Source organism: Actinoplanes aureus, assembly GCF_015704865.1.
GTDB lineage: Bacteria > Actinomycetota > Actinomycetes > Mycobacteriales > Micromonosporaceae > Actinoplanes > Actinoplanes aureus.
Genome location: NZ_JADQTO010000042.1, coordinates 26,326 through 52,115, shown reverse-complemented (window position 1 = coordinate 52,115; position 25,790 = coordinate 26,326). Strand labels below are relative to the sequence as shown.

Here is a 25,790-nt window from a genome sequence, read left to right as displayed (position 1 = left end):
CCGACGGAGGGTTGTGAAAGGTGTGGTGCTGATGACTCATGGGCGCATTCTTGATCATCTCACCCTCAGCGAACATCCGCTCTTCGGCAGATCCGCGAACGCGATCATGGCGCGGTCTGCACGGACCGTGACGGTGGTTCAGTCGCCGGCGCGCATGCTCCGCGGCAGAACAGTGCGGCGATGAGGCGCAGCGGCTCGTCGCCGGGGGAATTCCCGCTTGGTACGGTCGGAGCTGTGGAGTCTGAACTCTTCTGGCGCACCGTAGAAGGCGCCCGCGCCGAGGCGGGCATCGACACCGAGCGGGTGGCCCAAGCATTACTCAGACGCCTTCGAACGCTGGGACCAGACGAGATCGCGCAGTTCCAGGACCTTTGGGATCAGGCGCAGGACTGCGTATACCGATGGCCGATCAGAGACGCCGCGACTCTGTTGCTCGGACCGCTCGACGATGACGAATTTCTGTCGGTGCAGGATTGGATCGTGTCGCACGGACGCCGAACCGTAAAACGGATCCAGGATGATCCTGACAATGTCGTCGAGTTGGCCCCTGATCGTCACAACGCTCGGATTGACTGGTTCTGCGGTCTCTCTCTCGAGGCACACATGGACGTAACCGGGGGGACTCCCTTCGCCATTGATGGGCCTCCGGAAGATGACACGCCTACTGGAGCTCCAGTCGACTTGGCTGACGAGGTCCATACCAGGAAACGCTTCCCGAGGCTTACCGCCTACCTTGACGGCAACCCGTGGATCCAGCGCCCGTGGGAACGTGCAGGGAACTGATCGACCAGCGGCATGAACGGACGTTCGTACGGCATGATCAACGGGGTGCGAGCGGCCCTCAAGAGCCTTGACCTCGACCCCGACCCGTCGACGCTTCCAGGCGATCCGTCCGAGTTCGCGTTGATCGCCCGCATGATCGTCGGCCCGCCCGACACGCCGGGCGAGGAGTCCTTCGACGTCACCGTCTGCTCGCCGGAATGGCTGGCCAAGACCTGTCGTGAGGTCGGCGGCATCTACAACGCACGACACCACCTGGTCGTTCGCGTCGAAGACTTCGACGTGCGCAAGCTCCGAGCTTGGCTCGCGGCGAGGGTGAACGAGGTTGAAGCCGACACCTGGTCGGGAATCGGCGAGCGCCTGGGCAGGGTGGGCTATTGGGAGTTCGAGGACTACCGAGCCTGACGTCCGCTCATCGGCAGATCCGCATGCGATGACAACCCTGCTGTACGGAGCGTGACGACGGCTCGGCGGTCGGCGCGTACGGCCTGCGGCAGATCCGTGCACCCAGCGTCCGGTGGCAGCTACCGCTCAGGCTGTTCGTGGAGGAGGTCATGCACTTGCATGGGCGCAAACCCGAGGAGGTTGAGGCCCTGCCACCGAGCCGGGTCGGAGGCCGCGGGGTCGTCGCGGGTCAGCCCGATGCCCCAGATCCGGTCCACCGGGCTGGCTTCGACAAGAACCCGTCGTCCGGTACCGAGCAGGAACGCACGCAGGTCGGCGTGCTGTCCGAACTTGGCCAGGTTGCCGGCCACCACGATGTCGAAGCGGTGCCCGTCCCAGGTCCGTTGATCGAAGCCGGCGACCCGCCCGCCGAGCGCCTTGGCCGCGTGCGGGTGCGGTGCGGCGAGAACCCGCTCGGCCATGGCGTCGTCACCGAACAAGGTGGCCTTGCGCCACATCATGTAGTGCTCCGCGGTGGAGAACACAAGCCCGTCGGCGGTGAATGGCGCCGGCCACCACTGACTCAAGCATCCCGCGCCGATGCTGCCGTCGCGCTCCGGCTGGTGCCCCCAGAAGAACAGGAATTTGACCCGATCTCCCCGCGCCTGCGCCACGACCAAATCAATGACGCTACGACAGGAAGCCAGCATGATCGCGAGTGTGCTCGACCAAGACCACAGCCTGCCACCATTCTTCGAAGGCGTGGCGAGCAGCTGAACGCCTCCAAGCGGCCGTAGCGGTTCGCATGACGCCTTGGCGCGCGCCTGCCGGCAGATCCGGATTTGGCAATGCGTACGCCATGATGGGCGTTCATGGGTGCCGACTATCCGTACACGACCATCACCGAACCGACGTTCGCGGCCCGGTTCCTTCTCGATCCCCACACGGACACCCTGGAGACGGTGACCAACGTCGACACGTTCGTCGACCTGCCCGATGGCTCCACGTGGGCGCTGATGATCTTCACCGTCGGTGAGGTCAGCCGCCAGTTGGCCCGCCGGAAGGAGACCGGCGAGGTTGCGAACGGCAGCTACTTCTGGGCCGTCGACCAGTTGATCGTGCCTGATCCGGGCATAGCGGCAATGACGGCGGCGATCCGGGAACTGGTACGCACCGGAGAAATCATGACTGTGGGCATTCGGTGCGACGATCCACGACCAGGACGCCTCGGAGCTGCCGAGGAGTGATCGCCTTCCCACTTTCGACGTGTCACCGCTATATAGTGCCGCACCGGCCATCGAGCGCCCGCCGCCGCACGAGCGTGACGATCAGCGCGCACGGCCAGCGGAAGTGCGCACCACGCAGTGATTATCGCGGCCGTCCGAACAGGCCGCATTAAGCAACTTAGTCGATTTGCGACGCCTTTCTCCCTTCGCTGGGCCGGCGGCGAGGCCCTTGTCAGCGGGACTGGGCTGGTTGGTTGGGTCCACGGGCACGATCGGGCGGCTGATCCCGTACGCGGTGAGATCGACCGCGTGGCCCGGCGGCGATCCATAGCGTGCTCCAACGCGTCGGTACCTCATCCCTGCGGGATGAGGTACCGCTGCCTGAGGCTCCCGACGATTGGTGCAGCCCTTATCGGAAGGAGCGTCATGAGCGAGCCGACGACCAGCCCGCTGCCGATCGTGCTGATCCACGGGCTGTGGATGACCCCGCGTAGCTGGGACCGCTGGGTGGAGTACTACCGGGCAAAGGGCCATGAGGTCATTGCGCCGGCGTACCCGGGATTCGAGATCGAGGTCGAGGCGTTGCGGGAGAAGCCTGAGGTCATCGCGGAGGCGTCCGTTCCCGCGACGCTCGAGCATCTCAGCGAGGTGGTCGAGGGCCTGGAACGTCCGCCGATCATCATGGGCCACTCGTTCGGCGGGACCTTCACCCAACTGTTGGTGAACCGCGGGTTGGGTGCCGCCGCGGTGACGATCGATTCGGCGCCGCCGGAGGGCGTGCGGGTGAACCCGCCGTCGCAGATCAAGTCCCTGTTTCCCGTCCTGAGGAACCCGGCCAATCGGCACCGCGCGGTGGGCTTCACCAAGGAGCAGTTCCACTACGCCTTCGCTAACACGGTCAGCCGGGAGGAGTCCGACGCGGCGTACGAGCGCCTGCACATTCCGGCGCCCGGCAACTGGGTGTGGGCTTACGGGCTGATCGCCAACTTCAAGCCGGGTCACCAGGAGACCTGGGTCGACTACGACCTGGACGACCGTGCCCCGTTGCTGTTCATCATGGGCGGCAAGGACCACCTGATGCCGCCGTCGGTGATCCGCTCGAACGCGAAGAAGTACCGCAACTCCGAGGCGCTGACCGAGACGTACGAGTTTCCGGAGCGTTCCCACTTCACCGGTGTCGAGCCCGGCTGGGAGCAGGTGGCCGACTACGCGCTCGAGTGGGCGACAAGCCACGCGCGCACCCGCCAGGCATGACCAATCCCTGACAGCTGAGACTTCTCTGCACCACGGTCGACGGAGAGGAAGGTGCCGGACATGAGCGCGCTCGATCAGCAGGCTGACAGCGTCATCCGGCCGTTCACCGTGCAGATTCCCAAAGACGCGTTCGACGATCTCCAACGCCGCCCGGCCGCGACGCGCTGGCCGACCAGCGAGATTGTCGGCGACCGCTCGCAGGGCGTGCAGCTGGCCACGATGCAGGCCCTGCACCAGTACTGGGCTACCGAGTACGACGGACAGCGGGTCGAATCCCGGCTGAACGCGCTGCCACAGTTCATCACCGAGATCGACGGCGTGGACATCCACTTCGTGCACGTCAGGTCCGAGCAACAGGACGCGCTGCCACTGATCATGACCCATGGCTGGCCGGGCTCGGTCATCGAGATGCTCGACTCCGTCGGCCCGCTCACCGACCCCACCGCGCATGGCGCCACCGCCGCGGACGCGTTCCACCTCGTGCTGCCGTCATTGCCGGGATACGGGTTCTCGGCAGAGCCGGCCGAACTCGGGTGGGATCTCGCCCGGACCGCGCGGGCATGGTCGGAGCTGATGCGCCGGCTCGGCTATGACCGCTACGTGGCGCAGGGCGGTGACGTCGGCGCCGGCGTCACCGACGCGATGGGCAGGCTAGGCCCAGACGGGCTGGCCGGTATCCACACCAACCTGCTCGTGCCGGCGCTCAACGACCCGGCGTCGCTACCGAACGGCACGGACGCGGAACGCGCGGCGCTGGCCGCCATCAAGACATTCCAGACCAGCGGGAACGGCTACTTCGTGGAGATGGCCACCCAGCCGCAGACCATCGGATACGCGCTGCTGGACTCGCCGGCCGCTCTAGCCGCCTGGATGATCGACCACGACACCGACTCCTACAACAAGATCGCCCGCGCGTTCGTCGACGATCAGTCCTCGGGCAACCTCACCCGCGACCACATACTCGACAACGTCACTGCCTATTGGCTGACCGGCGCGGGCGCCGCCGCGGCCCGCTCGTACTGGGAGGCCTACGGACCGGACGCCCCCGCTGCAGGCGGCCAGCCGCTGCCGCCGCCGCAGATCCCGGTCGGTTTCAGCACGTTCCCCGGCGAGATCTGGCGGACACCGCGCAGCTGGGCCGAGCAGTCCTACCCCACGCTCAACTACTTCGGCGAGGCCAAACGGGGCGGCCACTTCGCCGCTTGGGAGGAGCCGCAGCTGTTCGCGGCGGAGCTGCGGGCCGCGTTCCGTCCGCTGCGGTAACCGCCCGCCCGGAGCAGCCGGGACCTGCCTAACAGGAATCGACGTCGCGCGGTCGCGCCCATTCTCTACCGGGCAGAGGCCACTGTGGGCCGGGGGACCGGCGCGACCGGACACCCAGCGAACGGAAGGGGTTATGTCATGAAGATCGTCGTAATCGGCGGCACCGGCATGATCGGTTCGAAGCTCGTGACGAGACTCGGCGAGCAGGGCCACGACATGGTGGCGGCAGCACCGAACACCGGGGTCAACACGCTCACCGGCGACGGACTCGCCGACGCGCTGAAGGGTGCGTCGGTGGTGATCGATGTGTCCAACTCGCCGTCGTTCGAGGACGAGGCGGTGATGAGGTTCTTCGAGACCTCCACCCGCAATCTGCTCGCCGCTGAAGCGGCCGCCGGGGTCGCCCATCACGTCGCGCTGTCGGTGGTGGGGACCGAGCGGTTGCCCGAGAGCGGCTACTTCCGGGCGAAAGTCGCTCAGGAGCAGCTGATCGAGAAGTCCTCGGTCCCCTATTCGATCGTGCACGCGACACAGTTCTTCGAGTTCGTCGGTGGGATCGCCGACGCCGCCACCGTCGACGGTACGGTCCGGATGGCCCCAGTGTTGTTCCAGCCCATTGCGGGCGACGACGTCGCCCAGGCGGTCGCCCGAGTCGCGATCGAGGCGCCGTTGGACGGCCACGTCGAGATCGCCGGGCCCGACCGGTTCCGGATGGACGAATTCTTCCGTGAAGCGCTAGCCGCTCGCCATGATCCGCGTGCGGTTGTCACGGATCCCCACGCGCGCTATTTCGGCGCCGGGCTGAGCGAGGGCACGCTGGTGCCGGCCGGGGACGCGATCCTCGCTGAGACCCGCTACCGCGATTGGCCGGGCCGGACGGTGGCCGGCAGATAGCACGTCTTCGCCGCACGCCCGTCCCGCAGGCACCGCTTGTGATCACGGAGGTGACCCTCATGCCCGACACCGGTCCGAGCAGCGCCCGGTGGACACCGCCGGCGCCGACCGCGGCGGATCTGGTGCGCCAGTTGCGCGACGTCGTCGCCGATCTGCCCCGGTTCCTCGCGGCACCGCTGCGCCGGCGTCGGCACCGCACCTGGGGCGCCACGCCGGCGGAGGTTACCGCGGCGATGCCCGGAGATGATCTGCTTCCCCGCGCTCAGTACCGCAGTACCCGCGCTATCACCATCGCTGTCCCGCCCGGGCAGGTGTGGCCATGGCTGGTCCAGGTCGGCTGCGGACGCGCCGGCTGGTACGCCGACGACCTACTGGACAACTTCGCCCGCCCCAGCGCCCGCAGGATCATTTCCGACCTGCAGGACCTGCAGGTCGGTCAGTGGCTGCCGTACGGCCCGAAACCGGCGGAGCGCACGTCGTTCATCGTGGACAGCTTCGACCAACCGCACTGGATGCTCTGGCGCAGCCGGGCCCGCAGCTGGGTTTGGCGGCTGATTCCGCTGGCCGATGGGCGGACCCGGCTGATCAGCCGACTGAACACCTTCTACGACTGGCGGTGCCCCGGAACGCTAGTCACGGTGCTGCTGATGGAGTTCGGCGACTACGCGATGATGCGACGAATGCTGCGCGGAATCCGGGACCGGGCCGAGGCCGAGCAGCAACGCAGTGCGCAGGCCGCTCCGTCGGCGGGCAGCGCCACCGACCAAATGACCCCGGGGATGCCTCCGACGGACCGGGCCGGCCCGGACCCGGGACACTCCGGGCTGTCACCACCCGGCTGAACCTCAATCACCCATGGAGCGGCCCACGATTCGATCGTCGGGGCCGCGAGATGGAACAGCGACAGCGTCGCGAGCGTCGACATGACGCTTCGGAAACACCTGCACGACCTGGTGTCATCCTGGAAGGGGCGGCCTGCCTGGAGAGAGGACCGCCTTGGCCGACCGAGGATCGACGCGCGGATGACCGAATCTGACACACCGGCCGGAAGGCGGTGACAGCGATGGAAGTGTCAAGGCAACACGTAGTGCACATACTTCGGCTAGCCGGACTGTTCGAACTGGCCGAGAAGGCCCAACAAGCGTTGCCCGACCCCGTTGAGTACGACTACGCGGCAGCCTTTCTCGCCGAACACGGCATCACCAAGGACGAGCTGATCAGCTTGCGGGGAGGCAGTCCATAACCGGCGACCTCGATCACCGGCACGCTGACTGCCAGAACGTCCCCAACGGCGTGATGCGCTGTTCCATGACGCTGAACTCCGCCAGCATCCGCGGTCTGCTGCGGGGTCCGTTCGGCCACTGAACCGCCGGAACACCCAGGCCACTGACTCACACGCACCGCCTGCCCGATCGGCAGCTAGGTCAGGGCGGCTCGGCTGAGGTTCGCAGACGCCGTCCTGCGGCTGCCACCGCGGTCGACCTGTCGTCCCTCCGGCCGGCGATATCTGGGTTGAGATGCAGAGAAGTATCGGACCGGAGGGAGCCGAGCATGCAGGTGAACGACGTCAAGGTGCTGGCATGCTACGACGGATCGGTGTCGGCCGGAGTTGCGATTGAGGTCGCTGCCCGGCTCCTGCCACGTGCTCACGCCCAGGTCGCCTACGTCTGGGCCCCGCCTTATGGCAGTGAAGGGCTGCGGCGCCGGCTGTGGCACAGCATCGGTGGGGTCAACGAATTCGTCGACGCGATCGAACGCGAGGGCGAGGCGGAGGCGCATCGACTGGCCGCTATGGGTGTGGTTCTCGCCGGTGCACACGGCTGGGACGCCGCACCGCTGGTTCAGCGAACCTTCGGGGGCGAGGGAGTCCATCTGGCTCAACTGGCCGGGGAAACCGGAGTTGATCTGATCGTGGCTGGGTCCCGGGGACTCGGCGGGGCCAAGGCGGTGCTCGGCAGCGTCTCCGACATGATTGTTCACTACGCGCCCTGTCCAGTGCTGATCGTGCCATATCCGTTACTTCAGGCCGAGCATGCGGCCCTGGATTCCGGGCCCGTCGTGGTGGGTTGGGACGGCTCGGCCGGAGCCGAGGTCACCCACCGGGCGGTCGCGCGCCTGTTTCCCAAGCGTTCGGTCAAGCCCGTGTTCGTGCCGCACGGTGACGTGCCGGCCGAGCACCCTGCTGAGGGACTGACGGAGCTGCCCAGGCTGGGCGTCTCAGTCGAGCACGGGCGGGCAGTCGCCGCGGCCTTGGCCGGTGCGGCCCGTGACCGACACGCCGCCCTGCTCGCCGTCGGCTCACTCGGGCACTCGACGCTGCGCGAGATCGTGCTCGGCAGCGTCACCCTGGCGACTCTGCACCACGCGTTCCGGCCGATTCTGGTGGTACCGCACCGGTACACCACGGATCACTGAGCTACCAGCGTCACCCGGTTGCCGTGTCGGGGCTCGATACCCAACTCCAGCTCCGGGAGAAACGTAATGTGACTGCTATCAAGCCAGCGCACCCGGCGGCCGGCGCGGTCATGAGCAAGGCGTACACCCAGGCCCACCGCTTCTTGGCCACCAGTCTCGACGAGAGGGCAGCGATGGCTGGCTTCAGTCGCGAGAAGGAGAAGTACTTCTCGGCTCTGGCGCGAACTCCGCGATTGATCTTGCCGCATTCGAGTTCTTTCGGCTGTGCGGTCCGGTCTGGGCCATCGTCGCGGTCCCCAACCTGACAGCAGCGGGGGTAGGTCGCCGAGGCCATCCGCTGGGCGACGCAGTGTGCGGGATTCACCGTCGTCGGTGCGGTGCCTCTGGCAACCGGACATTGACCGCTGGGACGGCGACCACCCGACCGAGGCGTGGCCGAGCACCGCTTGGCCGACCAGAATTCGATGCATGTCGTGCCTTTCGATCCGTGATCGGTGTCACACGAAATCGAAGGTCGTCATCGTGAATGCGGATGCTGGCTCAGCGGGCCAATAGGTAACAGGTCCGAACTCATTTCCGTTCCGCCGGCACCGTGGAGAGACCCTCAGGCGGGCCGGCAGATCGCCGGGTTGGCCAGGTCGGCGCAGGGCCGGTCGCCGTTCGCGCGGATGATGTCCGCGCCGACCTGGTTGGTGAGGTAGCGCAGGAAGCTGGCGGCCAGCGAGTGGGCGTCCGGTTCGCCGTGGGTGTAGCCGTACTCGGTCTCCCAGAACGGGTAGGTGCCGTGGTCCGCCTCGGACACTGTGGCGCGGTGACCGCCGATGCGGACCAGTGCCAGATCGTCTCGGCTGGTCGCCGCCCCCAGTTCGGCGTAGCCCAGAGCGCCGGGGGTGTCAGCCACGGTGCGCAGCACGTCCTCGGTGGAGTTGCGGGCGCAGCGGATCACGCCCAGTTCGGCGCCGGGGTCGAGCGTGCGGCAGTCGTCGGAGTTGCTACCCGGTTCGCGGACGCCGCCCAGCACGCGTCGTTGCAGCGCGGCGCGCGTACCCGAGCCGGGGTTGCGGCTGACCAGCCGCACCGGCACGTCCTTGCCACCGATCTCGCGCCAGTTGGTCACCTCGCCGCGATAGGTCCGCCGGATCTGCTCGAGCGTGAGGTCCTGCACCCCGCTGTCCGCGTTGGTCACCATGGTGAACAGGAAAAAGGCGATCGGCCGGGGCAGCAGCGCGGGCATGCCGTCCGGCTTCTCCCCGTCGGAGAAGGCCAGCATGCTGGCGCCGGCGGTGGTCTGCAAGGCTTGGAACCCTTCGCCGCTGCCGCGCATGTCGATCGTGAACTCAGCGCCCGGGCAGAGCCTGCGGTAGGAGGCGGCGGCTTCCCGGACGATGGGTGCGAATGCCGTCGAGCCGACCACGTCGAGCCGGCCAGTGGCGCAGTCCAGCGACGTCGCCGTGCTGCTGCGCAGAAAGACCAGCAGCTGGGCAACGACCAGGACGACCAGGAACCCGATCAGGGCGATGGCGCGCTTCGGCGTACCGGTGCGGCTCTGGGTCTCCACGATTCGGCCGCCCTTGATCCCGCCGGTCACCAGCGGCGGGTCGAACGTGCCCTGATTGCCGCTGCTGCCGTCGGCGCGTTCCAGGGCGGCGAGGACCTTGTAGTGCGCCGACCGGTTCATCGGTGTCCGGGGCAGTTCGATCGAATCGCCGTCGGCAGCGAACCCGCCGCCGTTGGCGAAGCTGTCGCTCAGGTAGTCGTCGCTCAGCTCGGTGACCACCATGCCTGCGACCCGGCGGCCGGGGAAGCGCACCCGCAGCCCGACCCGGCTGTCGTCGAGTACCGCGTAGTCGTGGGTGTCGATGAAGGAGGCGCCGTTGTTCTCGATCCGTAGCAGCACGAGCGTGGGCTTGGCGAGGGGGTCGCCGCCCTCGCGCAGCTCGCGCAGCGGCCCGGCATGTTCGCTCTGTACGACGTCGGTGACCGTGGTGTCCATCTGCACCCGGTAGCCGAGCCGTTTGCGGCCCTTGATGACGAACTCGTAGACCGCCGCGACGGTCGGCACCAGCACGCCGAGCGTCGCGAGTGCCACGCTCCACCAGAACTCGATGACAGCCTCCGGCCAGATTCCACGTTGTCCGTCGATGTTAGGCGGGGTGCGGGGCGGTCGGGCCGGGCTGCGCCGAGGGTTCAGGCAACGTTCACAGCCCGGCTATTGATCGCGTTATCAGGTACGGAAGGGCCGGTCACGCAGTAGGTGATGCCTTGTCGCCCGGAGCGGATCAGGCGGGCCGGGTCGGCCGTTCTGCACGATGAAGGCGGCGTGCGTGTACTGCTCGGCGTCGCGTCGGGACACGGTGGTGACCATGCGGGCCTCGGTCCGCAGCTGGTCACGCTCGATACGGATCCGCTGTGCCCACGCCGGTGCCGTCGAAGAACCGGATGTGCGGATTGTGCTTGATCATCGGACCGTAGTACGGGCCGTAGACCTCGTGCCGGACCCATGCCTGGGTGAGCCCGCGAGCGGGGGTGCGCTCACAGGAACACGCCGGCGGGCGCCAGTTGTGCGAATTGCCGCTCCCACGACGCCGGGCCACGAGCGGAGGCTCCGACGGCGTGGAGCCACCGGCCCGAGCGGCCTGCTCGCGTTGATCGACGCCGCGTTGGAGACGCACGAGCCGCCAGCTGCCCGTCAGGGCCGCGTCATACTGGCAGAGAAGTGGCGCTGACTGATCAGCTGATCACTTTGGCGCCATGGAAGTCGCACGCCCTTCCCGCCCATCCCGCAAGCCCCCGAGTGCTCCCGCCGGAGGCATTCGTCGCGCGACGCTTCGCAGTGGGGCATCGGCCGGCGGGTCCGGCCGATGCCAACCGATGGCCGCCAGCTGGCCGAGCGCCGGCCCGCCGCGCTTGCGCGGCGCCTCGATCGGCGAAGATCAAGTTCGGGAAGTCTCCGGTTGATCTATGCGCTGGGCCCACCGTTCGTTGTAAATAACTGTCACTCGATGAGCTAAAAGGTGGAGCCGTTCATAGCCGCTGCATTCACCAACGCGCCTATCCGCACGTATGCAGCAAAACGCCACAGATCATGCCACTCGGCCGGCCATGGGGCGAGATGCAGAAGCCACGATCGGCGCGGCCAGCAACACCGGAAGCACCCCCGTCATGGAGTAGGCCACCTCGTCCCAGGTCAGCAGCAACCACAACTCATACGCGAACACGGCCGCCACACCGCCAGGTAGATCCGCGAAATCCAACTACCGGCGAACGAGCGAATGACCTCATGCAGTGATCATGGCTGTTCGGCTGGCCTGCGCCATAGTCCGCGTTATTGCAGTACGCCGACGACCCCTCCAGCACCCCAGCCGCTCGGGTCGATCGCCGCCGTGCGGTGAACCCTGGCCCCGACCGACCACGCCGCCCGCAACACCACATGATCAGGGAAGGGGATCCCAACTCCGACAGCGAAGAAGTAGCCATACGCCACGCTGCGTCACCACCACCGATTAACGCCAGCGCACGAGGAGCGGCATGGACGCGTACCCGCTCGAATCGTGGCGGCACAAAACTTCCTAGTGTTTAATGAGCCTCGATGCGTCACGCCGATCGCGTTTAATGCGGGCCTGACCCTGGCCTACGGTGCTGCGGATGAGACGGCGTCACGTGACCGTCGATTGTGCGCGCCCATATGAGTTGGCCACGTTCTGGAGCCGCCTGACGGGCTGGCCGACTTCCGGAATTGATCAACCCGGCGACGACGAGGTACTCGTCGAGGCGCCTGACCCGTTGCCCGGTCTCCTGTTCGTCCGGGTCCCCGAGCGGCGCGCGGCCCAGAACCGGGTCCACCTCAATTGGAAGCCCGACGGGCGATCCCGTGACGAGGAGGTCGAAAGGGCCGTCGGCCTCGGCGCCACGATCTACGAAGACCACCGCGGTCCCGAGGACCGCGGCTGGGTGACGCTGCGCGATCCCGAAGGCAATGAGTTCTGCATTGAACGGCAGTGAAAACAGCAGCGGCACCTCGAGATCTCATGCGCACTCATCGGCAAAGTCGGATGCCAAGCGCCCGCGACCCCGGCTACGGTGCGTGACGTGCTCGTTGGCGGCCAGCGCGCACGGACGGCGGCATGAGCGGGTGCGCCGCGGCGTCAACCAGGACTGCTTGTGGGAGCCGTTCATCGGTAATCGATGGTGCCAAGTCATTGGTGTCAGCCAGGATGAGCCCAACAGTCATCGTGTGCTGGCAGGGGCAGCGTCGGAAAGGAGGGCGCTTGATGAGCGAAGCGTTCTACTCGCAGGCGAGGCTGTACGACTTGATGTTCCCGGGCGGCGGGCCCGCGGTCGGCTTCTACCGTGCCGAGGCCGATCGGCAAGGCGGAAGCGTGTTGGAGCTCGGGTGCGGCACGGGGCACAAGCTGATCCCCATCGCGTCCGACGGGCCTTCGTGTGTCGGCCTGGATCTCTCGTCGGAGATGCTGGCTGAGGCTCAGCGTAAGGCGGAAGAGCGCGGTGTAGCGGTGGAATGGCTACAGGGCGACATGCGGGCCTTCGATCTGGGCCGCACCTTCGACTTCGTATTCATCACGGCCAATTCCCTACTGCATCTGCATGAGGCTGAGGATCTGGTGAGCTGCTTCCAGTCGGTTCGACGACACCTGGCACCCGGAGCGCGGTTCGTCCTCGATGTGTTCAACCCGAGCGTGCACGTCCTTGCCGGAGCCGATGGCGTGCGGCGCACCCGGGAATCGTTGTCGTTCGTGGATCCTGGCCGTGGCAACGTCAGCGTCGATGTCGCCGAGATCTACGATGCGCCCGCGCAAGTGACCCGCGGAACGTGGTACCTCTCGACCGACTCCGAGCCTGATTTCGTGGTCGCACCGCTCGACATCAGGAGCATCTTCCCGCAGGAGTTGCCGCTGCTCGTCTCGCTCGGCGGCCTTCGGCTCGTCGAGCGCTTCGGCGACTGGACGCGTCGGCCATTTGCCGTGGATTCGCCGCTTCAACTCTGCGTCTGCGAGTGAAGCACCCGCACACCCAACTCACCGGCACGACGCGCGTCCGACCATCTGAGTCGATCGGTGCCCCTACGTAGCGCCCGCTTCGCGGCTAGATCAGTGCGTCGTATCGTCCTGGAACTCGGCCATTGAGCGTCGCTTCAAGGAGACGATGCCGCTCTTCCGCCTTCTACGTCGGGTCCTCCCGACGCCGTCAAGAGTGGGATTCCTGCATATGCAGGTCAACCGGTCAGCGTTGGTCATGCTCCGGGCCACGGGCGACGACCGCCACCGGAATCAGGTCCCGCAGGCACGGTCAACGAGGACGCGTTCTGGTGGCCGGCTGGCGGGATAGCGTGGCGTCACCCGGCTAGGGCACGATGCGCGTCGTGCTGACCCTGTTTGCGGTGATCACCGTGGTTCCGATCTGGCTGTGCTGGTGGTGGATGTCGCGGATTCCGTCGATCCGGTGGACAGTCACCCTGATCATGGTGGGCCTGTACGCTGGCGCAACCGTCGTCGCCCGATTCAACCGTAGCAACACCTTTCTCGTCTTCTTGCTGGCCGTGGCGGTCCTGGTAGCCACGGTGGTCACCGGCCGGGCGCTCGAGCACCGCCGGCTCGGACCCGGCTCCACGCGGCACCAAACCCTGCCGTTGTATGTCATGGTCGGCTGGCTGCTGGCGACGGCCTGCGCATTGGTCGTTGTCATCAACCTGCCGGACCCGTACGAATGACCCCGGGCGGCCCGTCGGCGAGGTAGCCCGACCCGATGACCTGAGTGCCGGGCTTGATCCGCGGGTGGCCCAGCATCGCGTCCGGCGTACGACTCGGCGGCCTGAAACCTGGAACCAAGTGAGCCATTCCGCGCAACGGTCCGGTTGCTGACCGTGGCCGCTCTGATGTCCGTTAGGTCCGAGACGCGCCCGTACGCCCGCGACAAGTTCACCCTCGACTTCGACCAGCAACACGCGACCTGCCCGCAAAGCAACCGGTCGGCGACCTGGAACCCGGCCCGCACCGACTGCACCCGCTCACAGCAACGCCGTCGGCAGTTGACGCTCCGGCCCCGCCACCTGCACGAAGCGCTGCGCGACACCCGCGCCGAACAACAGACCGACGCCTGGAAACAGGACTATCGGGCCCGGGCCGGGATCGAAGGCACCATCCACCAGGCCACCGCGGTCACCGCGGTCACCGGCATCCGACAAGCCCGATACATCGGCCTTGACAAGGTCAGCCTGGAACACGCCTTCGCCGCCGCAGTAAACCCGTCCGCCTCGACGCCTGGTGGGCCGGCACACCCCTCCATCGGTCCCGAACAACCCACCTGAGCAGGCTCGATCTCGCCCTCGCCGCATAGACCCGAATTCGGCAACAGGGTCGTACACGGCTCACCCGACTCGACATCCGTCGACGCGACCGCCTCGGCGGCATCCTCCACGAGTACGAACGTGCCGCCTGAACAGCGCGGATGTATTTTCGGCAGGTACAGCGCGGTCGGCCGCCCGGCAGGTGATCCATTTGACGAGTACAGGAAGTCCTCGGTCAGCGGCGGCGCTGCTGCTGTTTCTTGTGTTTGGAGGGGGCCGGACGCGGGCGGGTCCGGGTCCGTTTGAGCACGGACGGGTCCGTCGAGTTGTCCGGCGCGGTGATGACGCGGATCAGACCGACCAGCAGGCTGCACACCAGGGCGATGATCGCGTAGACGATCATCGCGACGTCCTCGGCGCTGTCCACCGGCGGGGTCGGCAGCCCGCGCCGGGCGTTGGGCCAGTTGACTGAGTGCGGATGTATCGCGGAGACGAGCAGCAGGCCGACGGTAATCCACTGCCACGGCACGACACCGTCGTTGCGGTGCCGGACGGTGCGCCACAGCCAGCAGACGGCGGCCAGGCCGCCACCGATGCCGCCGGCCATCAGCCCGTTGCGCCACTGGTCAGTGCCGATGATCGTCGCGCCCTCCAGCCGGCCGACGAAATACCACACAGCGGGTGACCCCAGCAGGATCACCATCAGCACGAACATCGAGTTCTCCGAGCGCGACCGCACGGCTCCCGAGGATAGGGCCGTGGCGCCACAGCTGTCAGGACGGCCGGCGTGGTCGAGGTGGTCGAGGTCGCGCGCGAGGCTGGCTGTCCGGCGCGGAGCGTCACCCAGGGCTGAGGCCGCCGCAGGTGTCCCTATGGGTTCTGTCAAGCCGCGAACGCCGAGACCGCCCAGCGGGCTACTACACCCGCGCCCGTTGGAACCAACCACCGCCCGAAGGAGGCGACCCGCAATGAGCCATTCCGCGCAAGGTTTGACTGCTGACGGTCGTCATGTGGGTTCGATCGTGCTCGATGTGGAGGATGACCAGGGCCGCAGCGACGATCTTCTCGATTCGCCATGGATCGAGGTTGACGTTGCGCAGGGCTTTGAAGGTCATCTTGAGCAGGGAGTTGCCGCGTTCGCCGATCGCGCGCAGGCTGTTGTGGGCGTTCGGCGCACTAAGGGCGGGCCCTCGCAAGAGCCCGTAGAACGCACGCTCCTCGGCAAAGTCGGATGTCGAGCGCCGCGGCCCGGCTACGGTCCGTGACGTGCTTGTGGGTGGACAGCGCGCGCGGATCAGCGGCATGAGAGTGAGTTATCCACGCCGTATTCTCCGGTGGATGCGTTGATCCAGAATCGGAGGCATCGATGGCCAGGCTCGGCGATATCGTGTTCGACGCTGCACATCCGGCGTCCTTGGCCCGGTTCTGGGCGGCGGCCTTGGACGGGTACGCGGTGGCCCCCTATGACGAGGAGGAACTGGGACGCTTGCAGGCGAAGGGAATCAACGAGCCGGAGGACGACCCGTCCGTTCTGGTCGAGCCAGCCACGCACGGTGCGCCGCGACTATTCTTCACCCTGGTACCGGAGGCCAAAGTCGTGAAGAACCGGGTTCACCTCGATCTTCGCGCCGACGACGTGGACGAGGAGGCAGCACGTCTGGTCAAGCTCGGCGCGACCGAACTCGCACGATTCGAAGGCTGGATCACGCTGGCGGATCCGGAAGGCAATGAGTTCGACGTGCTACCCATGAGATGAGCTCTTCAGCGCTACGGGATAGCGGATTTGGCTGTCGAAAGCCCTGGGCAAGCGGCGGTGGTAGACGCCCGTAGGCAGCGCACTCACATCGGCAAGAGCGCGTGCTGCGGCCCCGGGCGCGTAGCTACGGTCTGTCACGACCGTCCCCGGTCGGTCGGCGCTCGCACGGCGGCAGATCCGTGAAGCTCTGCGGAAGGATACGTACCTGCTGATAACCGCTTGATCACCGCTGCGGCCGATCATGTCGTCTCGACGAATCAAAACACCCGGGATGCGACGTGCTCGACGCTGCCGGGCAGATCGCGCTGGCCGCGGGCCGCCGGTGCCTGCGCCTGGCTTGCGCTGCAGAAGCGCAGCGGAGCGGCAACCGCGGGGGAGTCTGCTACCGGAGACTGCCGACGGTGCGGACCATCCATACCGAAAGTCCGGCCGCGAGGAAGCATGCTGCGCCGAGCCACAACACCACGTCGAGGGTGAGGGCGTCGACGATCACGCCGCCGACCAGTGCGCCAAGGCCGATTGCCAGGTTGAATACGGACACCCACAGGGCTGACGCGGACTCCACGGCCCGTGGTGCGGCTTTGATGATCCAGGTTTGGAGACTGACCGACACTCCGCCATACGCCAGCCCCCACACCAGCAAGAGGGTGACGCCGCCTGCCACCGACAGTCCGGCCAGGGGGAACAGCAGCAGTGCCGCCGTCAAGGCGCCGACGATCACCAGCGTGGTTCGGTGGAGTTTCCGCCCCACTGCGGCGCCGGCGAGGAAGTTGCCGGCGATACCGGCCACGCCGAATCCGAACAGTAGCGGCCCGACCAGGCTCTCGCGTACGCCGGAGAGTTGGTGCAGCACTGGGCCCACGAATGTGTAAGCGGCGAAGTGACCTGTGACCAGCAGGAAGGTCACGAGGATCCCGACACGCACACCGCGGTTGCGGAACTGGTCGATCAGGTGCCGGGGCCTGACCGCCTCGGCCGCTGCCAACGGCGGCAGCAGGGCAAGCAAGGCGATCAGCACCATCAGCGCCAGAGCGCTGAGCGCCACGAACGCGACCCGCCATCCGGCGAGATCGCCGAGGACCGTGCCGATCGGTACGCCGAACACGTTCGCGGTTCCGACGCCACCGAAGATGACGGCGGTAGCTTGCGGTACCCGTTCAGTGCTCACCAGCCGGACAGCCAGACCGCCGGCTACCGCCCAGAACCCGCCGATCGTCACCCCCACCACGGCACGAGAAACCATCAGTACGGCGAAGTTCGGCGCGAGTCCGGAAACCACGTTGGCCAGGGTCATCAGACCCATCAACACGATGAGCAACCACCGTCGGTCCATCTTGCCCACCAGCGTCGGTACCACCGGGGCCGCCAACCCGGCGACGATGCTGGTCACGGTCACCATCAAGCCGGCCGTGCCCTCGGATACCGACAATGCCGACCCGACTCGGGTCAACAGCCCGATAGGCAGTTGTTCCGCGGTCACCAGCAAAAAGGTTCCGAACGCCACGACGGCGACCGCGAGCCAGCTGTTTGCGTGCCGCGTACGCGAATCGGTTGTCTCTGTTGTCGCCACTGTTGATCCCTCCAATACGGGAGCGGTCGCTCCCATATTGGCGACCGTAGTACGGGAGCGATCGCTCCACAATCTTGGTAGACTGTGGCTCATGCCACGGCCACGCGAATTCGACGAACATGAGGTCGTCGCCCAGGCGGCCGGCCTGTTCTGGCGCCTGGGCTATCACGCCACCTCGGTCCGCGACCTGGGTGACGAGCTCAAGCTCACGCCCAGCAGCCTCTACCGCACCTTTCGCGACAAGCACACGCTGTTTCTCCGCGCGCTCGATCACTACCGCGCGACGGACTCCGCTGAAGCCGAAGCTCGCCTGAACGGCACCGGCCCCTGCCGCGACGTGCTGCGAGCGTGGCTGCTGTGGCTGGTCACTGCCGACGACGGGCACGCCGGCCACGGCTGCTTCGTGGTCAACACGACAACGGAGCTCGGCACCACGGACCCGCAGGTGCGGCAGCGAACCGAGGCCGCATTCGAGGTCACCCGCAATGCCATCGCAGCCGTGCTGCGCCGCGGCTGCCGAGACGGTGAACTACCCGCCGACCTCGATGTCGAGAGCGCCGTGGAGTTACTTTTCACCACCGTCCTGGGGCTGCGCGTACGCGAACGCGCCGGCCACGACCCCGCAGCGCTGGCCGACGCCATCGACTTCGCGATCCGCGCACTCGGACCGGCCCCGCACCGGAACATCCCGCCAGAACACGACGACGCATGATCCCGACGGGATATCGCCAGGTCGGCGACCACAAGCCCGACAGCCAGCCGCCGGCTGACGACGGGCCCGGCATCCGCTTCTCGGCCGAAGCAGGGAGCCCGGACGCGGCCACCACGGCTACGCGTAGTGATGCCGCCGTCGCCAGCGCCCTCGATGCGGCAATATTCAGCAAACTGCGTCTGAGCTGAGGAGACCCCGAATCCGCCGACCGTCAAGAAGTAAGGACGGCTGATCTTGCAGAGGTCCACGCATGATCTGCAGGTTGCTGACGCGATCATGGCAGTGCGACTGAGTTGACCTTGTTCGCGGATTAGTGATGTCGCCGCCATGACAATCACCGCGAATGACACGATGGAGCGATGCTCTGGCCGGTCCTCCTCGGCTACGACGGGCTGCCCTGGGTGCAACTTATCGAGCCGGGCGACCTGCGCGCGGTCCGGGAAGGCGATCACCGGGCCGGTGACGTCACGCTCGACGGATGCCTGGGCTTCGACGCCTTCCTGGGGCTCATCGGAGAGTTGCCCACCACGGTGGGCGTCGTCCGGCGGGTTCGGGTCGTCCATGGCCTGCACGATCGCGGCACCAGCGAGTGGATCCGCCGGCCCGGGGGTGTGCGCCTGACCGACGTCCCCGATGCTTGCCCCACACGCCTGCGCGACGAACCGTCATTCGACGAACCGATGCCTGACGACCGGGAACCTGAGCCCGGCTCCGTGCAGATCAGGAGCCCCGAGGAGTACTTCGGCTGGTCCGTGACCAGCTGCCGGCAGAGCAGTGGCAGGCTCGCGGCTTCCTCGTCGACCTGGACGTCACCGATCCCTCCTGAGCCCACTTCAACGGCTCCAGCGACTTCGGTCACCAAAGTGATAGAGAGGGCACGTACTGCGAGACAGCCACGCACCCGAACAGCGGCAGATCCGGTTGCCCGATTCTCACCGTGAATGGTCGGCTCGGCTCAAGGTATTCATGGTCCGGATCCGGATCCGGCTCGAATTTGGTTGACGGCAACCGGCTCAAGAGGAGACCCGGGGACCAAGGCGGAGTTGCATCGTTTGCTCGCTGCCGGCATGCAGCAGACCGGCCTCCTCCGCGTATGCCAGTGCGTCGGCCAGCTCCCTCTCGCTGATCAGCAAACGGTCGGCCAGCTCGCCCGCCGTGGTGGCTAGCGTAGGTCCGATTGTCCAGCGCAGTACCGCTTCGAGATCCTCTGTGACAGCGCCGTAGCGGCTGCGCATGTCGCGCTGACGGATGGCCTCAACCTCTTCAGACGGCAGCGACACGACTGTATCGATCCGGGCGGGTTGGACGGCTCGGTAAGCATCTGGTCCCTCACGCACCAGCATGCCGGCGGCGACCATCAGAGGGAACACATCGCGTTTGTGGCGCACGGGCGGGACACCCAGCTCAGCCGCGATCTGGTCGAGCCGACGCTGCTTTTCAGCGAGCAGCGCGAGGTACATGTTCGCGTTGGGGCCAGTCGGAGAATGGTCTGGCGGCAGCGGATCGTCCAGCCAGCCCGCCGCATACCGCGGAGGTGCCTGGTAGCCGGCCTCGACCTGCTGCAGCGTCACAGGCTCGCCGAGGCGGTTCGCCATGTTGGCTGCAATGTAGGCCACCTCCGTCGCCCAGTCCGGCAACGCCGAGTGCCAGCCGTTGTCGCCGGGACCAACCGCCGGGTGGCTGCGGGCTAACCAGACAGGGGGCTCTACCGTCGGCTCGGGCCAGAACCGCAGCGTCCAGATGTAGCGCCGGGTGTTCTCCGTGTCAGTTTGCCGACGTGCCACCCGCACCCGGTACCATTCCGCATCCCCGAGTCCGAAGTCCGACGGACCGACACCGCCGGTCAAGGTGGTAAGCGACAACCCGCCGGAACTGGAACGGTACGGCGCCTCCAGCACATCGTCGAACTCAGCGCAATCAGCCGGCGGTGGGCTGTCGTGTAACTCAAGGCGCACTACATGATCAGCAAGGCCAGGTGCCTGCGCGGTGACCCAACCGGCTCCGGTCCCGGCGAAGGTTCCGGTCGGTTGATCGCCGCGATCGCGGTACCGCGGCACCTCAGGATCCTCGTAATCCCACTGCACGCTTGGGTCCAATAGAACCAGCAGCGAGTACTCGGGACGGTAGTCATCGATCTGGACTGTATCCACGAGGGTCACGGTGCCCAGACTATCGAGGACCGACGCCGAGCTCCGGCGAAACGCACCATCATCGTTCAGCGCCAGTGTTACGGGCTCGCTTGCCGGGCGCCGCGCCATCACGGCTACGCACCCGCTCGTCGGCATGAACGAGTGCGCGCACATCGGCAGATCCGCATGAGATGGCAACCCTGCTGTACGGAGCGTGATGACGGCTCGGCGGTCGGCGCGTACGGCCTGCGGCAGATCCGGATGCTTGCGCGTTGTTCGATCGTCGTCGGCAGGCAGCCCCGCGAATCGCAGCTACCATCGTGGCGCTCGGCTCGGGAGCTGGCGCTGTGGTAGATCTACGACCATGACCGAGGCCCCACCCGTGGCACATCCGCCATGTCCTGCATGTGACGGCACCCGCGTCGAAGTAGGCGTGCGCACCGACATAGACCGCCAGGAAGCCAAGCTTTGGAGGAAGACGCGGCGAGGTTGGGGCATTCGAGGCGTGACGGCTGTCCGAGCGCTCACTCGCGCCGGGTGCGGCCTCGTCACGTTTCACGTGACAGACCTTGCGAATCTCCCGGCCGAGCTGGCAACCACCCGGAGCTGTTCAAGTGGGATGACTAGTCGGGGACCAGGTTGGCCCCGGAGGCCCTCAATGACGCGGAGTACCTAATCGCGGCTACGTATGAGACCTCCCGGACAGCGGAAAGCAGGAGTATCCGGCACTGCCACCAGCGCCGATCGCCACCAGGCCAGTAGTAGTTCACCGCTCGGCGCGCACGGACGGCGGCATGTGAGTAGACGCGCACCCCTGACTTTCACCGAGCGTCGCCCGGGGTAGAACGCGCCTTTTCCGAGATAGAAGAATGGCCGTCCTGCGGTCATGCAACTGGCGCTAGGTGGACGGAAGGTCGCGGTCCTCCGCCCACCGATACGCCGTCAGATGCTCTCGAACCGGTTGCTGTCGTCGGCCACCAGCGTGGCCAGGTATTCCTGCGCGGTGACCGACCGTGACAGCGAAGCGGACTGCCCGGCCCAGAGGTTGATATATCGCGAGTCGTTGTGGGCTGCGGCGGCTCGACGCAGGGGCTGCATCAGCGCGTTGTGCACCGGATACTCGGGCACGTTCGCCTCTTCCGCCGTGAGTTCCCGGATCAGCGGGTTGATGATCGCTCGCGCGTGGCGGCCGGAGAACAGTCGGGTGAGCACGGTGATCCGGGCGTCGGGACCGGTGAGTGCAGCCTTGTGGATCGGGCTCGCCCCCGACTGTGTCGTTGCCAGGAAGCCGGTTCCGATCTGTACGCCCGCGGCGCCGAGCGCGAGCGCCGCCGTCACACCGCGACGGTCGGCGATCCCACCGGCCGCGACCACAGGAATGCGGACGGCGTCGACGACCTGCGGAACGAGCGAGAACGTTCCCACCAGCGACTCGGCGACCGGCCGCAGGAAGGCGCCCCGATGCCCGCCGGCGTCGCTGCCGGAGGCGACCACGACGTCAAGTCCCGCGGCTTCCACGGCCACTGCCTCGTCGACGGTGGTGGCGGTGCCGATCATCACGATGCCTCGGCGGCGGGCCTCGGTCACCACGTCGGCGGACGGCGTGCCCATGACGAAACTGATCACCGGTGGCTGCGCTGCCAGCAGAGCGTCCATCTGATCGTCGAAGACCGGCGGCGTTGTGTACGAGGTCGGCGCCGACACGCCGAGGCGCTCGTAGAGCGGCCGGAGCCGTTCGAAGTCCGCGGGTGCCGGGCGCAGGCCTGCTTCATACGGGTGCGGCACCCACAGGTTCACGTTGAACGGCCGGTCCCGGGGCACCGCCGACTTGAGGTCGGCAACGAGCGCCGTGATCGCATCGGGGTCCAGATGGTGCGCACCGAACGAGCCGAGGCCGCCGGCGCCGCTGACCGCGGCGACGAGTGCGACGCTCGACAAGCCACCGCCGAACGGGCCCTGGATGATCGGAACATCGATTCCCAGCAGTTCGGTCAGCCGGGCGCTCATGCCGCACCGACCAGGCGGCCATGGCGCAGTTCGACCGCGACCCGGGCGACCCTGCGGCCGAGGTGCTCGGCAGTGCGCAGGTCGGCCGTCCCCGGCGCGTCATCCGGGCCGGCGTCGGAGGGCGCCTGCGCCATCGCGCCGAGGAACCCGCCCAAGCGATTGAGATCCTCCACATCACCGACGGTGGAATAGAGCCACCCGGGCGGCAGCCCGAGCGAAACCCAATGCATGCCGTGCTGGGCGGCGAACACCGCCAGCGACGACAGGGTGTTCAGTTTGTCGCCGTTGACACCGGCGGACGTGGTGAACCCTGCAGCGATCTTGTCGCGCCAACCCTGCTGCGCCCAGACCGACCCGCTGGCCTCGGCGAAGGCCTGGAAGACGGCAGACTGGCTGCCCATGTAGGTGGGGGTGCCGAAGATGATCGCTTCGGCGTCGGTGAGGGCCTGCCACAGCGCATCGTCCAGTGCGGAGATGTCGTGCAGGGCAGCGGTGACACCGGGAACCGATGCCGCGCCGGAGGCGACGGCCCGAGCTTGGCGTGCGGTATGGCCGTAGCCGCTGTGGTACGCGATGACGACACTGATGGACATGTCGTCCTCCTTCCAAGAGGTGATGAGAGGAAACTAGACGACCGGTCAACTAAAAGATAGTTGACCGCTCGTATACTCGTCCCATGGGCCGAACCAGTACCGCTCGTGACCGGCTGCGCGACAGCGCCTGTGAGCTGCTGCACACTCGTGGCTACGCCGCCGTCGGGGTGGCCGAGATCTGCGTGCGCGCCGATGTCCGCAAGGGCAGCTTCTACCACTTCTTCGAGTCCAAGCAGGCACTGACCATCGAGGTCATCGACACCCACTGGCAGGCGCAGCGGACAGGGTGGCGCGAGCTGCTCACCGGGCCTGAATCGGCCTTGGAACGCCTTCAGCGCCTCATCGGCTGGCTCGTCGAGACACAACGGCAGGGGTGGCAGGAGACCGGCCGGGTCGACGGGTGCCTGCTCGGCAATCTGGCGATCGAATTAAGCAACCAGGAGGCCGCCGTTCAGCAGCGCCTCACCGCCGCCTTCGCCGAACAGACCGAACTCGTCCACGCCGCACTGGCCGATGGTGTGCGGGACGGCAGCGTCGCGCCCGGATACGCCGACCGGGCCACTGCGCGGGCCGTGGTCGCGCAGATCGAGGGAGCCGTGCTGCTGGCGAAACTCGCCGGCGGCGTGGGATCGCTCGACGATCTGTGGCCGCACGTCCGACGACTGGTAACTGTCCCACCAACAGATGAATCAACCGGCAACTGAGCCCGGCTACCCCCTGCGGACATTCGCTCGCCCGGCTCATTCTTGCGTGATGACACTGCGCACTCTCCTCGGCAAATCCGTAAACGTGATCATGGGTCGGGCGATCCGTCTCGGCTACGGTCAGTGACTGCGAGTCTGGCGGATGTTCCGCTGATGAGGGAGCAGCGCGGTAGTAAGAAGGCTCTGTTTGACTGTCGTCGGGCGGTCCTGTGCTCCCGCGCTTGCTCCCCACCGGGCGTCTTGCCGAGGTTCTGCGGGGAGCAGGCCCCCTGGTTTGGCCGGCCCTCGGACCACTGGCCGAGGCGCCGCCCGGGTGGGGGAGCAGCGGAGGTCCTCTCGGCGAAGTGTTTGTGCTGCTCACTGGCTGTTCTTGTTGGTTGCAGGGAGCGCCGTGGCGATGAATTCGGTGTTTCTGGCGGGGGTCGTGCGGCGCTCCCCAAACCGGCTGATCGGCGGGGAGCAGACGGGGTGGTCCTGGCAGCGCCGAATGGCGTCGACCAGCGTTCAGTAACGTCGGGTAGCGTCGTCTGACCAGGCCTTATTTGCGTTTTGCCTGGTCAGCGGCTTGATCGGACTACGTTCACACAGGAGAGCTCTGCGAACAGCGCCCAATGGCGTCGAAGAGCACGTCTGCGCAGGTCAACAGTGCTGTAGGGCGTGACCTCTTTACCACGTCTGCTCCCATGGCCTCTCCCTCGTGCTCGGAGTGCTCTATCGAGCGTTCGGGCGCCAGCTGACCACTCCTCGGCGACCGGAGCGCTCCGTCAGTGTTCGGTCGCCGGCTGAGCTCCACGGGCGGCAGGAGCGTTCGGGTGCTGTCACAGCTTCCTCGTAGGTTCTTCCACATAGACGCGTCGGTTCCGCGGCGGAGAACGGTTGGGTGGCCCAGTGAGAAGTGGGCGGCCGTACCCCACCGCCCGGCGCTGTTCCTCTATGTCTAATTTGGTTATTTTTTGTTACATGCCGTAGACCGCGACTTCGCGGCGGTTATGGAGATCGCGCAGGTCACGGCTGGCGTAGGCGATGTTCGCGCGTCCGGCGAGGCGGAAGGTGTTGAAGACCGAGTTCCGGAAGCTGGACACGCCGCCGGGAGTTACCAGTCCGCAGTTAGGAGTCGTCTTCGTGGAAGGTGACGTCTCGGGTCCATGATGTCATGGATGTCACGTTTCGTGGGGATTAACGCCAATCGGACCGGTACCGGGCCCGCCGTGATAGCAACGCTGCGTAACACCGCGATCGGGTTCCGCGGGTCCCGCGGGAAACCAACATTGCCCGTGCCACCCGCCGCTCACGCGACCTCATCATCGGCATCACCAGCGGAATCCCAGAACGCAACGACCCTGCACTGGGTCCGACGAACCAAGATCGTTTTCATGTTTAGGAACGCCCTCTGACAGTGAGGGTGTATTTGTCGGCAGGTACAACCTCGTGCAGGCGCTGCCAGACACCGGCGATGTTCCAGTCGCGTAGCCGGCGCCAGCACATCGTGCCGCAGTCGAAGCCGAGCTTCGGGCCGGTGCAGTCCACCCGCGACGAGGTCGCCTGCTCAAGGAGCTAGCCGGCCGTCGCGGGGGACGCCGCTTCAACCGGCGTATGCACTGGCGTGGATTGGTAACGCTTTACGACAAGCTAGGCGTCCGTTTCCGGCCAGCCTCGATCTCGTCGAAATGCCCGACTGGCTCCGCGCCGTACCTGACCGCCTTTATCTAAGGGACAAGAACCTAGGCGCGACCGAAAGCCCTCGCTCTTGGACGGATGTGGCCTGGTCGTCCGATGTGGACGCCAGCTGTTTGTCCATT

27 protein-coding genes and 2 pseudogenes are annotated in these 25,790 nt (G+C 66.8%); 17 read left to right on the top strand and 12 right to left on the bottom strand.

Annotated features, from left to right (window positions below; genetic code table 11):
* Positions 1-234: 234 nt before the first annotated feature.
* Together I4J89_RS45470 and I4J89_RS45465 are read left to right on the top strand one after the other, a co-directional pair.
* The gene (locus I4J89_RS45470) at positions 235-783 is read left to right on the top strand and encodes a DUF4240 domain-containing protein (protein ID WP_309238772.1); all 549 of its coding nucleotides are present in this window, start codon (positions 235-237) and stop codon (positions 781-783) included.
* A gap of 33 nt (positions 784-816) precedes the next feature.
* Positions 817-1,185: an Imm8 family immunity protein gene (locus tag I4J89_RS45465; protein ID WP_196420458.1), complete on the top strand. Its 369-nt coding sequence runs from the start codon at positions 817-819 to the stop codon at positions 1,183-1,185.
* Between the two features lie 119 nt (positions 1,186-1,304).
* Here the strand turns inward: I4J89_RS45465 and ybiA are convergent, their stop codons facing one another.
* The gene (gene ybiA / locus I4J89_RS45460; protein WP_196420457.1) at positions 1,305-1,874 is read right to left on the bottom strand and encodes a riboflavin biosynthesis intermediates N-glycosidase; all 570 of its coding nucleotides are present in this window, start codon (positions 1,872-1,874) and stop codon (positions 1,305-1,307) included.
* 252 nt (positions 1,875-2,126) lie between these two features.
* Between ybiA and I4J89_RS45455 the strand changes: the two genes are divergently transcribed.
* From I4J89_RS45455 to I4J89_RS45430, 6 genes are all read left to right on the top strand, one after another.
* Positions 2,127-2,411 (top strand): hypothetical protein, encoded by a 285-nt coding sequence (locus tag I4J89_RS45455; protein ID WP_230860701.1) that lies wholly within the window; start codon positions 2,127-2,129, stop codon positions 2,409-2,411.
* A gap of 405 nt (positions 2,412-2,816) precedes the next feature.
* Positions 2,817-3,644, top strand: a complete 828-nt coding sequence (locus I4J89_RS45450; protein WP_196420455.1) for an alpha/beta hydrolase — start codon at positions 2,817-2,819, stop codon at positions 3,642-3,644.
* A gap of 60 nt (positions 3,645-3,704) precedes the next feature.
* Positions 3,705-4,907 (top strand): epoxide hydrolase family protein, encoded by a 1,203-nt coding sequence (locus tag I4J89_RS45445; protein WP_196420454.1) that lies wholly within the window; start codon positions 3,705-3,707, stop codon positions 4,905-4,907.
* A 138-nt stretch (positions 4,908-5,045) separates the two neighbouring features.
* Entirely contained in the window at positions 5,046-5,801 is a 756-nt protein-coding gene (locus I4J89_RS45440; RefSeq protein ID WP_196420453.1) for an SDR family oxidoreductase, read from the top strand.
* A gap of 59 nt (positions 5,802-5,860) precedes the next feature.
* The gene (locus I4J89_RS45435; RefSeq protein WP_196420452.1) at positions 5,861-6,643 is read left to right on the top strand and encodes an SRPBCC family protein; all 783 of its coding nucleotides are present in this window, start codon (positions 5,861-5,863) and stop codon (positions 6,641-6,643) included.
* Positions 6,644-7,352: 709 nt separating this feature from the next.
* Positions 7,353-8,216, top strand: coding sequence for a universal stress protein (locus I4J89_RS45430; protein WP_196420451.1), 864 nt, complete (start codon positions 7,353-7,355; stop codon positions 8,214-8,216).
* A 604-nt stretch (positions 8,217-8,820) separates the two neighbouring features.
* Here I4J89_RS45430 and I4J89_RS45425 read toward each other — a convergent pair.
* The 3 genes from I4J89_RS45425 to I4J89_RS45420 all read right to left on the bottom strand — a co-directional run bounded on the left by I4J89_RS45425 (position 8,821) and on the right by I4J89_RS45420 (position 10,888).
* Positions 8,821-10,305 carry a PstS family phosphate ABC transporter substrate-binding protein gene (locus I4J89_RS45425; RefSeq protein ID WP_309238771.1) on the bottom strand — a complete coding sequence of 495 codons (1,485 nt, stop codon included), beginning with the start codon at positions 10,303-10,305 and terminating at the stop codon, positions 8,821-8,823.
* A 135-nt stretch (positions 10,306-10,440) separates the two neighbouring features.
* Complete coding sequence (locus I4J89_RS51180) at positions 10,441-10,569, bottom strand: hypothetical protein (protein ID WP_255521983.1); 129 nt, start codon at positions 10,567-10,569, stop codon at positions 10,441-10,443.
* Between the two features lie 34 nt (positions 10,570-10,603).
* A complete protein-coding gene (locus I4J89_RS45420) occupies positions 10,604-10,888 on the bottom strand; it encodes a hypothetical protein (protein ID WP_196420450.1) in 285 nt (94 codons plus the stop codon).
* Positions 10,889-11,861: 973 nt separating this feature from the next.
* On the opposite strand from I4J89_RS45420, the gene I4J89_RS45415 reads away from it, so the two are divergent.
* From I4J89_RS45415 to I4J89_RS45400, 4 genes are all read left to right on the top strand, one after another.
* The gene (locus tag I4J89_RS45415) at positions 11,862-12,218 is read left to right on the top strand and encodes a VOC family protein (RefSeq protein WP_196420449.1); all 357 of its coding nucleotides are present in this window, start codon (positions 11,862-11,864) and stop codon (positions 12,216-12,218) included.
* A 269-nt stretch (positions 12,219-12,487) separates the two neighbouring features.
* A complete protein-coding gene (locus tag I4J89_RS45410) occupies positions 12,488-13,234 on the top strand; it encodes a class I SAM-dependent methyltransferase (protein ID WP_196420448.1) in 747 nt (248 codons plus the stop codon).
* Between the two features lie 353 nt (positions 13,235-13,587).
* The gene (locus I4J89_RS45405) at positions 13,588-13,944 is read left to right on the top strand and encodes a hypothetical protein (protein WP_196420447.1); all 357 of its coding nucleotides are present in this window, start codon (positions 13,588-13,590) and stop codon (positions 13,942-13,944) included.
* Between the two features lie 165 nt (positions 13,945-14,109).
* Positions 14,110-14,541: a transposase gene (locus I4J89_RS45400; protein WP_196420446.1), complete on the top strand. Its 432-nt coding sequence runs from the start codon at positions 14,110-14,112 to the stop codon at positions 14,539-14,541.
* Positions 14,542-14,755: 214 nt separating this feature from the next.
* Here the strand turns inward: I4J89_RS45400 and I4J89_RS45395 are convergent, their stop codons facing one another.
* A complete protein-coding gene (locus I4J89_RS45395; protein WP_196420445.1) occupies positions 14,756-15,259 on the bottom strand; it encodes a hypothetical protein in 504 nt (167 codons plus the stop codon).
* A gap of 274 nt (positions 15,260-15,533) precedes the next feature.
* A pseudogene (locus tag I4J89_RS45390) lies at positions 15,534-15,683 on the bottom strand (IS5/IS1182 family transposase); the annotation flags it as partial.
* A gap of 203 nt (positions 15,684-15,886) precedes the next feature.
* Here I4J89_RS45390 and I4J89_RS45385 point away from each other — a divergent pair.
* Positions 15,887-16,276: a VOC family protein gene (locus tag I4J89_RS45385; protein WP_196420444.1), complete on the top strand. Its 390-nt coding sequence runs from the start codon at positions 15,887-15,889 to the stop codon at positions 16,274-16,276.
* Positions 16,277-16,658: 382 nt separating this feature from the next.
* On the opposite strand, the gene I4J89_RS45380 is transcribed toward I4J89_RS45385, so the two are convergent.
* Entirely contained in the window at positions 16,659-17,882 is a 1,224-nt protein-coding gene (locus tag I4J89_RS45380; RefSeq protein WP_196420443.1) for an MFS transporter, read from the bottom strand.
* 55 nt (positions 17,883-17,937) lie between these two features.
* Between I4J89_RS45380 and I4J89_RS45375 the strand changes: the two genes are divergently transcribed.
* The 3 genes from I4J89_RS45375 to I4J89_RS45365 all read left to right on the top strand — a co-directional run bounded on the left by I4J89_RS45375 (position 17,938) and on the right by I4J89_RS45365 (position 19,499).
* Positions 17,938-18,558, top strand: coding sequence for a TetR/AcrR family transcriptional regulator (locus I4J89_RS45375; RefSeq protein ID WP_196420442.1), 621 nt, complete (start codon positions 17,938-17,940; stop codon positions 18,556-18,558).
* On the top strand, positions 18,555-18,746 hold the full coding sequence (locus I4J89_RS45370) for a hypothetical protein (RefSeq protein ID WP_196420441.1): 192 nt from the start codon (positions 18,555-18,557) through the stop codon (positions 18,744-18,746). The genes I4J89_RS45375 and I4J89_RS45370 overlap by 4 nt, the downstream gene beginning before the upstream one ends.
* Positions 18,747-18,917: 171 nt before the next feature.
* Positions 18,918-19,499: a hypothetical protein gene (locus tag I4J89_RS45365; protein WP_196420440.1), complete on the top strand. Its 582-nt coding sequence runs from the start codon at positions 18,918-18,920 to the stop codon at positions 19,497-19,499.
* 72 nt (positions 19,500-19,571) lie between these two features.
* Here the strand turns inward: I4J89_RS45365 and I4J89_RS45360 are convergent, their stop codons facing one another.
* The 3 genes from I4J89_RS45360 to I4J89_RS45350 all read right to left on the bottom strand — a co-directional run bounded on the left by I4J89_RS45360 (position 19,572) and on the right by I4J89_RS45350 (position 23,287).
* The gene (locus tag I4J89_RS45360; RefSeq protein ID WP_196420439.1) at positions 19,572-20,717 is read right to left on the bottom strand and encodes a hypothetical protein; all 1,146 of its coding nucleotides are present in this window, start codon (positions 20,715-20,717) and stop codon (positions 19,572-19,574) included.
* A 912-nt stretch (positions 20,718-21,629) separates the two neighbouring features.
* Positions 21,630-22,694, bottom strand: a complete 1,065-nt coding sequence (locus I4J89_RS45355; RefSeq protein ID WP_196420438.1) for an NAD(P)H-dependent flavin oxidoreductase — start codon at positions 22,692-22,694, stop codon at positions 21,630-21,632.
* Positions 22,691-23,287, bottom strand: a complete 597-nt coding sequence (locus tag I4J89_RS45350) for a flavodoxin family protein (protein WP_196420437.1) — start codon at positions 23,285-23,287, stop codon at positions 22,691-22,693. Before I4J89_RS45350 ends, I4J89_RS45355 begins: the two co-directional genes overlap by 4 nt.
* Before the next feature lie 83 nt (positions 23,288-23,370).
* Here I4J89_RS45350 and I4J89_RS45345 point away from each other — a divergent pair, with 83 nt between their 5' ends.
* Positions 23,371-23,991, top strand: a complete 621-nt coding sequence (locus tag I4J89_RS45345) for a TetR/AcrR family transcriptional regulator (protein WP_196420436.1) — start codon at positions 23,371-23,373, stop codon at positions 23,989-23,991.
* A 956-nt stretch (positions 23,992-24,947) separates the two neighbouring features.
* Here the strand turns inward: I4J89_RS45345 and I4J89_RS51175 are convergent.
* On the bottom strand, positions 24,948-25,073 hold the full coding sequence (locus I4J89_RS51175) for a hypothetical protein (protein ID WP_255521982.1): 126 nt from the start codon (positions 25,071-25,073) through the stop codon (positions 24,948-24,950).
* A 331-nt stretch (positions 25,074-25,404) separates the two neighbouring features.
* Positions 25,405-25,500 (bottom strand): annotated as a pseudogene (locus tag I4J89_RS50595) (IS5/IS1182 family transposase); the annotation flags it as partial.
* Positions 25,501-25,790 lie beyond the last annotated feature (290 nt).